Annotated in this window: 11 protein-coding genes and 1 tRNA gene; 7 read left to right on the top strand and 5 right to left on the bottom strand. The window is 68.2% G+C overall.

The features are described 5' to 3' along the window. Positions 1–40 precede the first annotated feature (40 nt). Positions 41–1,519: a CYTH and CHAD domain-containing protein gene (locus FHR32_RS46615; protein ID WP_184753990.1), complete on the top strand. Its 1,479-nt coding sequence runs from the start codon at positions 41–43 to the stop codon at positions 1,517–1,519. Positions 1,520–1,585: 66 nt separating this feature from the next. Here FHR32_RS46615 and FHR32_RS09590 read toward each other — a convergent pair whose 3' ends face one another. From FHR32_RS09590 to FHR32_RS09575, 4 genes are all read right to left on the bottom strand, one after another. Then, positions 1,586–2,464 (bottom strand): NUDIX hydrolase, encoded by an 879-nt coding sequence (locus FHR32_RS09590; RefSeq protein ID WP_184753989.1) that lies wholly within the window; start codon positions 2,462–2,464, stop codon positions 1,586–1,588. Then, positions 2,457–4,520 (bottom strand): RNA degradosome polyphosphate kinase, encoded by a 2,064-nt coding sequence (locus FHR32_RS09585; RefSeq protein ID WP_184753988.1) that lies wholly within the window; start codon positions 4,518–4,520, stop codon positions 2,457–2,459. The genes FHR32_RS09590 and FHR32_RS09585 overlap by 8 nt, the downstream gene beginning before the upstream one ends. A gap of 62 nt (positions 4,521–4,582) precedes the next feature. Then, positions 4,583–5,590 (bottom strand): TetR/AcrR family transcriptional regulator, encoded by a 1,008-nt coding sequence (locus FHR32_RS09580; protein ID WP_246466063.1) that lies wholly within the window; start codon positions 5,588–5,590, stop codon positions 4,583–4,585. 172 nt (positions 5,591–5,762) lie between these two features. Next, entirely contained in the window at positions 5,763–6,704 is a 942-nt protein-coding gene (locus FHR32_RS09575) for an acyl-CoA desaturase (protein ID WP_184753987.1), read from the bottom strand. Between the two features lie 324 nt (positions 6,705–7,028). Here FHR32_RS09575 and FHR32_RS09570 point away from each other — a divergent pair. From FHR32_RS09570 to pth, 6 genes are all read left to right on the top strand, one after another. Then, positions 7,029–7,103 (top strand) — tRNA-Gln (locus FHR32_RS09570). Then, the gene (locus tag FHR32_RS47195; RefSeq protein ID WP_184753986.1) at positions 7,092–7,343 is read left to right on the top strand and encodes a PEP-CTERM sorting domain-containing protein; all 252 of its coding nucleotides are present in this window, start codon (positions 7,092–7,094) and stop codon (positions 7,341–7,343) included. The genes FHR32_RS09570 and FHR32_RS47195 overlap by 12 nt, the downstream gene beginning before the upstream one ends. Next, a complete protein-coding gene (gene glmU / locus FHR32_RS09560) occupies positions 7,267–8,718 on the top strand; it encodes a bifunctional UDP-N-acetylglucosamine diphosphorylase/glucosamine-1-phosphate N-acetyltransferase GlmU (RefSeq protein WP_184753985.1) in 1,452 nt (483 codons plus the stop codon). Before FHR32_RS47195 ends, glmU begins: the two co-directional genes overlap by 77 nt. After that, entirely contained in the window at positions 8,715–9,692 is a 978-nt protein-coding gene (locus tag FHR32_RS09555; RefSeq protein ID WP_184753984.1) for a ribose-phosphate diphosphokinase, read from the top strand. Before glmU ends, FHR32_RS09555 begins: the two co-directional genes overlap by 4 nt. 193 nt (positions 9,693–9,885) lie before the next feature. Beyond that, positions 9,886–10,485, top strand: coding sequence for a 50S ribosomal protein L25/general stress protein Ctc (locus tag FHR32_RS09550; protein WP_184753983.1), 600 nt, complete (start codon positions 9,886–9,888; stop codon positions 10,483–10,485). Positions 10,486–10,548: 63 nt separating this feature from the next. Beyond that, positions 10,549–11,154: an aminoacyl-tRNA hydrolase gene (gene pth / locus FHR32_RS09545; RefSeq protein WP_184753982.1), complete on the top strand. Its 606-nt coding sequence runs from the start codon at positions 10,549–10,551 to the stop codon at positions 11,152–11,154. 51 nt (positions 11,155–11,205) lie between these two features. Here the strand turns inward: pth and FHR32_RS09540 are convergent, their stop codons facing one another. Then, positions 11,206–11,709: a 3'-5' exoribonuclease domain-containing protein gene (locus tag FHR32_RS09540; RefSeq protein ID WP_221465333.1), complete on the bottom strand. Its 504-nt coding sequence runs from the start codon at positions 11,707–11,709 to the stop codon at positions 11,206–11,208. Between the last annotated feature and the right edge of the window lie 154 nt (positions 11,710–11,863).

Below are 11,863 nucleotides of genomic sequence, written 5' to 3'. Positions count from 1 at the left end.
TGGAAATAAGTATTTATCTCGGTACATCAGGGGATGACCTGTGGCGATAGAGATCGAGGACAAGTTCGACGTACCGGTGGACTACGAAACTCCCGAGCTGACCGGTCTCCCGGGAGTCGTCGACGTCGTGGGCCCCAGGACCTACCAGCTTGTCGCGCTCTACTTCGACACCCCCGATCTGAGGCTCGCCGCGCGGGGGATCACCCTGCGGCGGCGCAGAGGCGGAACCGACGCGGGCTGGCATCTCAAACTGCCCAAGGCCAAGGGGGTCCGGCAGGAGATCGCCCATCCCCTGACCCGGAGCATCAAGACCGTCCCCACCGAGCTGGCGGACCTCGTTCTCGCCTACACCAGGGGCGCCCCCTTGGTCCCGATCGCCGAACTCGACACCCGCCGCGGGGTGACCACGCCGGTCAACGGCGCGGGCGTACGGCTGGTGGAGATCGCCGACGACCGGGTCAAGGGCACGGTGTTCGGCGCCGAACCGCACGTCGAGCGCTGGCGCGAGGTCGAGGCGGAGCTGGTCGAAGGCGACGAGAAGCTGCTCCGCAAGGTCGGCAGGCGGTTGGTCAAGGCCGGAGCGGCCCCGGCGGGCTCCGCCAGCAAGCTCGCCCGCCTGCTCAACGCCGTCGCCCCCGTCCCCGGGCCCCCGCGCGCCGCGACCAGGCCGGGCTCCGCCGGAGAGCTCGTCATGAACTACCTCTCCGCCCAGGCGGACGCCCTGCTCGCGCAGGACCCGAGGGTACGGCAGGCCGAGGAGGACGCCGTGCACCAGATGCGCGTCGCCAGCCGCCGGCTCCGCAGCGCGCTGAAGTCGTTCGCCTCGGTCATCGAGGGCACAGACCCTCTCCAGGAGGAGCTCAAGTGGCTCGGCCAGATCCTAGGTGAGGTGCGCGATCTGGAGGTTGTCCGGGAGCGCTTCGCCCGCAGGCTCGACAGCCTGGACGGCGAGCTGATCGTGGGCCCGGTCCGGGCTCGCCTCAGCTCCGACCTGCTGGACGCCGAGCACGAGGCCTACGACCGGATCAGGGAGATGCTCGGCGGGGAACGCTACTTCGCCCTGCTTGACGCTCTCGACGACCTGACCGGCAGCCCCACGCTCACCCAGGCGGCCCGCCGGCCCGCCGGCACGCTGGACGCCCTCGCCGCCAAGAGCTGGCGCAGGGTCACCCGGGCCTACGCCAGGGCTCAGGCGGCCGACGACCCCGTCGTGCGCGAACCCGCCATGCACGACGTGCGCAAGGCGGCCAAGCGGGCCCGCTACACCGCCGAGACGCTCGGCATGAAGAAGCTCGCCGGACGGGCGGAGGCCGTGCAGGAGACGCTGGGTGCGCACCTGGACGGCGTCGTCGCGCAGGGACGGCTCGCGGCCGAGGCCGAGGCCGCCCGGCGGCTCGGGGAGGACACCTTCACCTACGGCGTGCTGAGCGGCCTGGAACGGGCCGCCGCCGAGCGCGCCTTCGAGGAGTTCCCCCGCCTCTGGGCCGAGACCACGGAGGCCGTCGCCAAGCTCCTGTGATCCTCAGCCGAGGTGGCGGCGCGCCCGCCGTCTTCCGCGCGCCCGCCCGTCGCCGGGCGGCGACCCTCAGGTGATGTAGCGGTCCACGCTCACGACCCTGCCGCCGGCGCGGTGCAGCACCATGAACGCGCCCTTGCGCAGCTGCACGTCTCCCGGCCGGTCGCTGAGTTCGGTGATCAGCTCGGGCAGGACCTTGCCGTGGCTGCAGAGAACCGTCGGCTGCTCCGAGTCCATGGCCTTGGAGACCAGGCGCAGCGAGGCGCGGGGATCGTAGTGGGTCTCCGACAGGAGACGCTCACGGCGGATCTCCAGGCCGGCCCGTTCGGCGTACGGTTCCAGCGTCTCCACGCACCGCCTGCTGGGAGAGCTGAGCAGCTCCGTGGGGTGGTAGCCGGACAGCACGTCCGCCAGCACCTCGGCCTGCATCCTGCCGGCCTCGTCGAGCGGCCGCTCGTCGTCGTCGCCCTCCCACTCCTGGCGCGACCCGGCCAGGCCGTGCCGGACGAGGATGAGCGGCGTGGTCCGCAGGGGGACCGCGGTGAGCGCGCGGAGCAGTCCGGCGTCCCACTCGTAGGTCAGCCGCCGCCTGGCCTCCTTCATCGGCAGCCAGATGACCTTGTCGACCTCGTCCACCGCGGTGTATCGCCCCCCGGAGGCCACCCGGGCCGTCCAGTAGTCGACGCGTTTGAGCCGCCTGCCCTTCAGGTAGTGGATCGGCGGCAGCGACCGGCCGAGCAGCGCGGTGATCCCCGTCTCCTCCGCCACCTCCCGCAGGGCACCGGCGATGACGTGCTCGCCGGGCTTCAGCTTCCCCTTGGGGAAGGTCCAGTCGTCGTACTTCGGCCGGTGAACGAGCGCGACCTCCGGTGCGGATTCCGTGCCCCGCCACACCACCGCCCCGGCGGCGCGGATCATGTCGGTCGGATGGACGTCCAGCTCAGTCATCGATCGTCCTCCATCGCCGGGTGGCGATCAGATGGGTCTGCAGGTCCTCACCCCGGTGCCGGGTCCAGGTCCCGTCCGGGTTGAGCCACCAGGTGGCGGTCTCCTCCGACATCGCCAGGTCGAGGAGATCGCTGAGGTAGACCCGCTGCTGCTGGCTGGTGACCTTGACCAGCGCCTCGACCCGGCGGTCCAGGTTGCGGCGCATCAGGTCGGCGCTGCCGATCCAGGTCTCCGGCCTGCGCCCTCGCCCGAACTCGTAGATCCGCGAATGTTCGAGGAACCGGCCCAGCACGCTCCTGACCCGGATGTTCTCCGACAGCCCCGGGACGCCCGGCCGCAGCGTGCACACCCCGCGCACCCACAGGTTCACCGGCACGCCCGCCTGAGAGGCCCGGTAGAGCGCGTCGATGACCGGCTCGTCCACCAGGGAGTTGGTCTTCATCCTGATGCTGGCCGGGCGGCCCGCCTGCTGGTGGGCGATCTCCCGCTCGATCCTGGCCAGCAGCCCACCGCGCATCGAGTGCGGGGCGACCAGCAGCCGCCGGTAGGCCGAGTGGTTGGAGTATCCGGTCAGGTGGATGAAAAGGTCGGTGACGTCCTCGCCGACCAGCGGGTCGGCGGTGAGCAGCCCCAGGTCCTCGTAGTGCCTGGCGGTCTTGGGGTTGTAGTTGCCGGTGCCGATGTGGCAGTAGTTGCGGAGCTCGCCGGAGGGCTCCTGCCGTACGACGAGGGCCAGCTTGCAGTGGGTCTTCAGCCCCACCATCCCGTAGACCACATGGCATCCGGCGCGTTCCAGCTTGCGTGCCCAGGTGATGTTGGCGCGCTCGTCGAAGCGCGCCTTGATCTCCACCACCACGACGACCTGCTTGCCCGCCTCGGCGGCGTCGATCAGCGCGTCCACGATCGGTGAGTCGCCGCTGGTCCGGTAGAGCGTCTGTTTGATGGCCAGCACGCTCGGGTCGGCCGCCGCCTGCTCGATGAAGCGCTGCACGCTCGTGGAGAACGAATCGTACGGGTGGTGCAACAGCACGTCCCGCTCGCGGAGCACCGCGAAGATGTCGTCCTCGACGTGGACGACCTCCGCGGGCACGAAGGGACGGAAGCTCAGCTCGCCCCGGTCGAGATCGGCGATGGCGTGCAGCCCGGTCAGGTCCAGCGGGCCGGGCAGCCGGTAGATCTCGTGTTCGGCCACCCCCAGCTCGTCCACCAACAGGTCGAGCACCTCGGGGGTGATGGTGTCCTCGACCTCAAGCCGGACCGGCGGGCCGAACCGGCGTTTGAGGAGTTCCCGCTCCAGGGCCTGCATGAGGTTCTCGGTGACGTCCTCGTCCACGTCCAGGTCCTCGTTGCGGGTCACCCGGAAGACATGGTGCTCTACGACCTCCATGCCCTTGAAGAGCTGGCCGAGGTGTGCGGCGATCACCTCTTCGAGCGGGACGAAGCGGTCCTTGGACGCCGCCACGAAACGGGGGAGCTGGCTTGGCACCTTCACCCGGGCGAACACCGTGTGACCGGTCGTGGGGTTGCGGACGGTGACAGCCAGGTTGAGCGACAAGCCGGAAATATAGGGAAAAGGGTGGGCGGGATCGACGGCCAGTGGCGTCAGCACCGGCCGGATCCGCTCGCGGAACAGCTTGCGCATCTCGGTCCGCTCGTCACGGCCCAGATGCTCCCAGCGCATGATCTGGATTCCCTCGGCCGCCAGCTGGGGCCAGAGCCGGTCGTGGAAACAGACCGAGTGCCGTTGCGCGAGGTCGTTGGCGATGGAGGCGATCCTGGCCAGTTCCTCGCGGGGTTTCAGTCCGCTCTTGGTCCGCAGGAGAAGGCCGGTGGCCATCCGCCGTTTGAGGCCTGCTACGCGTACCCGGAAGAACTCGTCCAGGTTGCTGGCGAAGATCGCCAGGAACCTGACCCTTTCCAGCAGGGGGAGGGACGAGTCCTCCGCCAGCTCCAGGACCCGCTGATTGAACTGCAGCCAGCTCTCCTCGCGGTTGAGGAAGCGTTCCTGTGGAAGGGGCAGTCCTTCGTCGGTGGTCAGTGCGGGTTCTGCGGACATATGAGCAGAATGCCCGCTTTAGTTGAACTTAACGTTAATTTTGTCGCAACGGCCGTTGTTGCTTATCCGCTGGACTCATGTTCCGGGCCTGTCTCGTCCGGGTGTCCGGAGATTTTGGCCTGCCGCGCCGTCTCCCGGTCGGCGGTCTTGGCCTCGCGTTGCCGGATCTTCTCCTGCTCCTTGAGCTCCCGCTCGCGGATCTTCTCCTGCTCCTTGAACAGCCGTTCCTGCTCGCGGAGCTCCCGCTCGCGTGCCTTCTCCTGCTCCTTCGCCAGCTTCTCGGCCTCGCGTTGCTCGCGTTGCCGGATCTTCTCCTGCTCCTTGAACTCCCGCTCGCGGACTTTCTCCTGTTCCTTGAGTTCCCGCTCGCGGGCCTTGCCCATCTCTCGCAGTTCCCTGTCGGTCGGGTGCGAGGGCAGCGGCGCCCGCCGCTGTTCCATGCCGCGGGAGGAGGCGGTCAGCCGGGGGCGCGGATCCAGTCCGACGAGGCCGTTCCACGCCAGGTTGACCAGGTGCGCGGCGACCTCCTCCCGCGGGGGCGTGCGCACGTCCAGCCACCACTGCCCGGTCAGGGCCACCATGCCCACGAGCATCTGCGCGTACATCGGCGCCAGCTTCGGGTCGTAGCCCCGTCCGACGAACTCGTCGGCCATCACGTCTTCGACCTGGCTGGCGATGTCGTTGATCAGGCTGGCGAACGTACCCGTCCCCGAGGCCGCGTGCGAGTCGCGGACCAGGATGCGGAAGCCCTCGCTGTTCTCCTCCACGTAGGCGAGCAGGGCCAGTGCGGCCCGCTCCAGCTTGATCAGCGAGTGCGAGGCCGACAGCGCCTCCGTCACCATCGCCAGCAGCTTCTGCATCTCGCGGTCGACGACGACCGCGTAGACGCCTTCCTTCCCGCCGAAATGCTCGTAGACCACTGGCTTGGAGACGTTGGCGCTCGCGGCGATCTCCTCGACGGACGTCCCGTCGAATCCCTTCTCCGCGAACAGGGACCTGCTGATCTGGATCAGCTGCTCCCGGCGTTCCTTGCCTGACATGCGTCGTCGAGGTTCGCTCACGGTTCTCATAATGACGCTTTCCGTGCGTGAGGCAGGAACCGCGTCATTGTCGACCTCCGGCGTGGTTCCCGTAGGTGTCTCGGATGGCGGTGGTGTGTTTCGGGCCGCCGGGGCGGTTGTTGCTTGGCGGTCGGGTGGCGGTGGTGTGTTTCGGGCCGCCGGGGCGGTTGTTGCTTGGCCGTCAGGCGGCAATGCGCTTCGCCGCCAGTCGTTCGGGGGTCGGCCAGCGGACGTCATAGGCCCAGCCGGCCTTCTCGAACCAGCGGATCACACCCGCGCTGAGGTCGATCTGGCCCTTGAGGGCGCCGTGCCGGGCGCAGGTCGGGTCGGAGTGGTGCAGGTTGTGCCAGGACTCGCCGAACGAGGGGATGGCCAGCCACCAGACGTTGCGGGACTTGTCGCGCGACTCGAAGACCTCTTCGCCGAAGACGTGGCAGATGGAGTTGATCGACCAGGTCACGTGGTGGAGCAGCCCGATCCGGACCAGAGTGCCCCAGAAGAAGCCGGTGGCCATGCCCCACCAGGACAACGTGAGCAGGCCGCCCAGCACCGCGGGGAGCACTATCGTGGTGATCGCCAGCACGGGGAAGAGCTTGTGCAGCTTGACGATGTCGGGGTCCTTGACCAGGTCCGGGGCGTACTTCTCGCGGTTGGCCCGGTCCGTCTCGAACAGCCAGCCCATGTGCGCCCAGAGCAGGCCCTTGCTCACGGCGCGGAAACCGGTCCCGAAGCGCCACGGCGAGTGCGGGTCCCCATCCTTGTCGGAGAACTTGTGGTGCTTGCGATGGGTGGCCACCCAGTCCAGCACCGACATCTCCATCGCGAGGCTGCCCGCGATGCCCAGCACGATCTTCAGCGGGCGCCTGGCCTTGAAGGACCCGTGGGTGAAGTGGCGGTGCAGGCCGACGGTCACGCCCAGGCCGGTGATCACGTAGAGGACGCCGGCGATGACGATGTCGCTCCAGCCCAGCCCCCACCCCCAGGCGAACGGGATGGCGGTGATCAGGGCGATCAGCGGGGCGGCGACCACCACGCCGAAGGTGATGATCTCAGCTCGGGTCTTCCGCTCGGGATCGGCTTCCGGTTTGGGGCCAGGACCAGGACGTTCTGCGACGACGGTCATGCGCTACCTCACGTAGCTCGAAGAAGGGCGACAGGATTTTGTCTGGCTACGCCACCGTAACCTACGCCATCGTAAGTTAGGAATCCCCAACTGTTTAATGTGGAGAAGGTGACTCTCACGGAGGGGACCGGTAGTGGTTTCATGTCTTGTCTACCACCCGTCTGACCTGCTAAACGGCGCGCTCCGTACCGCCCCTACGAGGTCGTTACCCCAGCTGGCCCCCTTCGTGGTCGATGAGGACTCAAAACGAGGCGCGTTCGACGTCAAGGGCTCGGTATCGTAGGGGGGCCAGGCGATCGGATTCCGTCCGAACAGCCGGGCCGGTCCGGCATTGGGTAATTGGCAGCCCGCAAGGTTTTGGTCCTTGTTGTCCAGGTTCGAGTCCTGGTGCCGGAGCCATCGCTTCTGTCCGGTTTATTGACCGGCCTGGTCGGCTGGGTGGGTTCCCGGCGGGGAAGGTATCCTCACGTTGTCGAGTGGGTTACCAGATGCTGCCCTGATGGTGGACATCTGGCATCCCGCTCTGTCATGTCTCAGCCGCGATGCCGAGGGAGCCTCGTCCGTGAGTGTGCCGCGCCCGGCCGCCGTCATCGTCCTTGCCGCAGGCGAGGGCACCCGGATGAAGTCGAAAACACCTAAAATCCTGCATGAGCTGTGCGGCCGTACCCTGGTCGACCACGTGCTCACCGCCGCTCGAGGTCTCAGACCCGAGCGGCTCATTGTTGTCATAGGTCACGAACGAGAGCGGGTCCACGCCCATCTGGCGCGGACCGGCCCCGATGCCCAGGCCGTCGTGCAGGCCGAGCAGAGGGGGACCGGTCACGCGGTCAGAATCGTGCTGGAAACGGCCGGCACCATCGACGGCACGGTCCTGGTCACCTACGGGGACACGCCGCTGCTGCGCACCGACACCCTGGCCACGCTGCTGGAGCGGCACGAGCAGGACGGCAACGCCGTCACCGTGCTGACCGCCGAGGTGCCCGACCCGTACGGCTACGGCCGCATCATCCGTGACACCACGGGGGCGGTCCTGGAGATCGTCGAGGAGAAGGACGCCAGCCCCGAGCAGCGGGCGATCCGGGAGATGAACTCCGGCGTCTACGCCTTCGACGGGGCACTGCTGGCCGACGCGGTCAAGCGGGTGTCCACCTCCAATGTCCAGGGGGAGGAATACCTCACCGACGTCCTGTCCATCCTGAGGGAGGACGGTCACCGGGTCGGCGCGCACATCGCCGCCGACTACGTCGAGGTGGAGGGCGTCAACGACAGGGTGCAGCTCGCGTTCGCCCGCACGGTGCTCAACTCCCGGCTGCTGGAGTCCCACATGCGCGCGGGGGTCACGGTGGTCGACCCGGCCAGCACGTGGGTGGACGTGGACGTGACCCTGGAACAGGACGTGGTGATCCACCCGGGCACCCAGCTGCACGGCCGTACGGCTGTCGCGGAGGGAGCCGAGATCGGCCCGGCCTCCACGCTGACCGACACGGTGGTCGGCGAGGGCGCGGTGGTCCGCAATGCCGTCTGCGTCGAGGCGGAGATCGGCCCCGAGGCCCTGGTGGGCCCCTATGCCTACCTGCGGCCGGGCACCGTGCTCGCCCGCAAGGCCAAGGCGGGAACCTATGTCGAGATGAAGAACGCCCAGGTGGGCGAGGGTGCGAAGGTGCCCCACCTCACCTATGTGGGAGACGCCACGATCGGTGCCGGAGCGAACATCGGCGCCTCGGCGATCTTCGTCAACTACGACGGCGTCAACAAGCACCGGACGACGGTGGGCGAACACGCCTTCGTCGGGTGCGACACCATGCTCGTCGCGCCGGTGAACATCGGCGACGGCGCATACACCGCCGCGGGCTCGGTCATCGACAGCGACGTCCCCGCGGGGGCGATCGGCGTGGCCCGTGGGCGGCAGCGCAACATTGAAGGGTGGGTCGTGCGCAGGCGCGCGGGCACCAAGTCGGCCGAGGCGGCGCTGAAGGCCGCCGAGGCCGGAAACCAGCAGGGGAGCAAGTCGTGAGTGGCATCAAGCTGACCGGTGAGAAGAACCTCATGTTCTTCTCCGGGCGGGCGCATCCGGAGCTCGCCGAGGAGGTGGCCAGCCACCTCGGAATGGATATCACCCCCACTACGCTACGTGACTTCGCCAGCGGCGAGATCTACGCCCGCTACACGGAGTCGGTCCGGGGCTCTGACGCGTTCGTCATCCAGAGCCACACCGAGCCCATCAACCAGTGGATCATGGAGCAGCTGATCATGGTGGACGCGCTCAAGCGCGCCTCCGCCAAACGGATCACCGTGATCATGCCGTTCTTCGGCTACGCCCGCCAGGACAAGAAGAGCCGCGGCCGCGAGCCCATCACCGCCCGTCTGATGGCCGACATGTTCAAGACGGCGGGTGCCGACCGGCTGATGTCGATCGACCTGCACACCTCCCAGATCCAGGGCTTCTTCGACGGCCCGGTGGACCACCTGTTCGCCATGCCGGTGCTGGTCGACTACCTCAAGGACAAGCTCGACCTGGAGACGACCACGGTCGTCTCGCCCGACACCGGCCGGGTGCGGCTCTCGGAGCGCTGGGCCGACACGCTGGGCACCCCGCTGGCCTTCATCCACAAGCGCCGCGATCTTGAGGTCGCCAACCAGGTGAAGGTGAGCGAGGTCGTCGGCAAGGTCCGCGGCCGCACCTGTGTGCTGATCGACGACATGATCGACACCGCCGGAACGATCTGCAAGGCGGCCGACGCACTGTACGAGCAGGGCGCCGCCAACGTGCTCGTGGCCGCCACGCACGCGGTGTTCTCCGACCCGGCGGTGGACCGGCTGAAGAACTCCAAGATCTCCGAAGTGATCGTCACCAACACCCTGCCGCTCGCCGAGGAGAAAAGGTTCGACAAGCTCACGGTGCTGTCCATCGCCCCGATGATCGCCCGTGCGATCAACGAGGTCTTCAGCGACGGCTCGGTGACGAGCCTGTTCGAAGGCGACAGCTGACGCGAAGGTGCGCCGGTGATCCGGACCGAGGGGCGGGGGAAGGCGCCGGCCACCGGCACCTGAGCCGTCGGGCGGAGCCCGGCAATACATCCGCTAGGCTTTATAGATTGCGTGCGTTCGTAACGCCTTCCGCTAGGGCGGGTGAGGGGGAACGCACCTTCCTGTCCCACTGAAGATCCCTAGGAGATCCGCCATGGCCGAAGTAGTCATCAACGCCGAGCCCCGCAGCGAGTTCGGCAAGGGCGCCGCCCGCAAGATCCGTCGCGAGAACAAGGTGCCCGCCGTTCTCTACGGACATGGCACGGACCCGCAGCACCTGACCCTCCCGGGCCACGAGCTCCTGCTCGCCCTGCGCACGCCGAACGTGCTGATCCGCCTCCAGGGCGCGGCCGGCGAGCTGGCGCTGCCCAAGGGCGTCCAGCGTGACCCGATCAGGGGCTTCCTCGAGCACGTCGACCTCCTCCTCGTCAAGAGCGGCGAGAAGGTCACCATCGACATCCCCGTCACCGTGGTGGGCGAGGTGGCCGACGGCATCCTCGACCAGCAGCTCGTCTCCATCTCGGTCGAGTCCGAGGCCACCCACATCCCGACGGGCGTCGAGGTCGACGTCGAGGGCATGGAGATCGGCACCCAGTTCACCGCCGGCGAGCTGAAGCTCCCCAAGGGCACCAGCCTGATCGCCGACCCGGACACGCTGGTGCTGCACGTCACCGCGACCCCGACCGGTGAGCCCGCGGCCGAGGCCGCCGAGGGCGAGTCCGCCCAGGCCGCCGAGGGCGAGTCCGCCGAATAGTTTTCTCTGCTACACCTGTCAGGGCAGTCCGAGGCCGGACTGCCCTGACGCGCATATGAAGGGATGCCGACCGTGGACCGCTGGTTGGTCGTGGGCCTGGGGAACCCCGGGCCGGAGTATGCCGGGAACCGGCACAACGCGGGTTTCATGGTGCTCGACGAGCTCGCCGCGCGGGCCGGCGGGCGTTTCAAGGTGCACAGGTCGCGCGCCGAGGTGCTGGAGGGCCGCCTGGCGGGCGCCCCCGCTGTGCTGGCCAAGCCGCTGTCCTTCATGAACCTCTCGGGCGGGCCGGTCAAGGCCCTCGCCGACTTCTACAAGGTGGACCCGGCGCGCGTGATCGCGGTCCACGACGAGCTGGACATCCCGTACGGCGCGCTCCGGGCCAAGCTGGGCGGCGGCGACAACGGCCACAACGGGCTGAAGTCGATCACCAAGTCCCTCGCCACCAAGGACTACCTGCGAGTGCGCTTCGGCATCGGCCGTCCTCCCGGCCGGATGGACGCCGCCTCCTACGTCCTGCGGGACTTCGCCACCGCCGAGCGCAAGGATCTGCCGTTCCTGGTCGACCGTGCCGCCGACGTGGTGGAGTCACTGATCACCTCGGGTCTTGAGGCGACCCAGAACACCTTCCACGCCGGTGACCTGAACGTCTCCGGCCCGCCCCGATAGCGCGGGCGCATCGGCCGGGCCGTGCCGTACGGCGTCGCCCGGGGCCCGGTCTCAGTCGAGGGCCATCAGGTTCTGCAACAGCTCGGCCTGCTCGATCGCGTCGTCGAGCGCGTTGTGGGTGTGCGGCCGCGAGGAGCGCAGATGGCCGGGCATCTGCCGCTTGGTGGCCCAGCCGATCGGCACGCCCGCCTTGGCGGCGTAGAGCGTCTTGAGGTCGATACAGCGTGAGTGCCCGAACGGTGAGACGCCGCCGAAGCGCATGAAGTACCAGTACATCCACATCCAGTCGTAGGAGAGCGGGTAGGCCGCCAGCACCGGCGCACCGGCGGCGCACACCTCGCGGATCCACGTGGTGGCGGCCCTCATCGCGTCAACGGGCTCCAGCCCGTCACGGATCAGCTTCTCCCGGTCGAGTCCGCTGACGGCGAGCGCCTCGGGCACGTGGTCGTCGCTGATCGGTTTGAGTTCGGCGTAGAAGGTGTGGGTCTGCGGATCGACCGGTTCGAAGACCTTCCCGGTCATCCGTCCGGCCACGGCCATGCCGAAGCTGACCATCGAATACGGCCCAGGGATCGGGCCATCAGCCTCAATGTCCACAGAGATATACGTTTCGGTCTTCAACCCTCCGGCCTTTCTTCTCCCCGCTAGCATTCGGTCACTGTCCGTTGATGATTGGTTACGCAGGGGGAGCGCGTGCGCGACGTGACCG

Origin of the sequence: Streptosporangium album (assembly GCF_014203795.1) — a bacterium.
GTDB classification, from domain to species: Bacteria; Actinomycetota; Actinomycetes; order Streptosporangiales; family Streptosporangiaceae; genus Streptosporangium; species Streptosporangium album.
Note: the sequence above shows the minus strand (reverse complement) of the source record. Positions and strands in the feature narration are given on the sequence as shown.

What these genes read in the sequence shown, in the direction of transcription:
- FHR32_RS09590 (WP_184753989.1), bottom strand. Translation starts at nt 2,464, where the DNA reads ATGACTGAGCTGGACGTCCATCCGACCGACATGATCCGCGCCGCCGGG.
- FHR32_RS09585 (WP_184753988.1), bottom strand. Translation starts at nt 4,520, where the DNA reads ATGTCCGCAGAACCCGCACTGACCACCGACGAAGGACTGCCCCTTCCA.
- FHR32_RS09580 (WP_246466063.1), bottom strand. Translation starts at nt 5,590, where the DNA reads ATGAGAACCGTGAGCGAACCTCGACGACGCATGTCAGGCAAGGAACGC.
- FHR32_RS09575 (WP_184753987.1), bottom strand. Translation starts at nt 6,704, where the DNA reads ATGACCGTCGTCGCAGAACGTCCTGGTCCTGGCCCCAAACCGGAAGCC.
- FHR32_RS09550 (WP_184753983.1), top strand. Translation starts at nt 9,886, where the DNA reads ATGGCCGAAGTAGTCATCAACGCCGAGCCCCGCAGCGAGTTCGGCAAG.
- pth (WP_184753982.1), top strand. Translation starts at nt 10,549, where the DNA reads ATGCCGACCGTGGACCGCTGGTTGGTCGTGGGCCTGGGGAACCCCGGG.
- FHR32_RS09540 (WP_221465333.1), bottom strand. Translation starts at nt 11,709, where the DNA reads ATGGTCAGCTTCGGCATGGCCGTGGCCGGACGGATGACCGGGAAGGTC.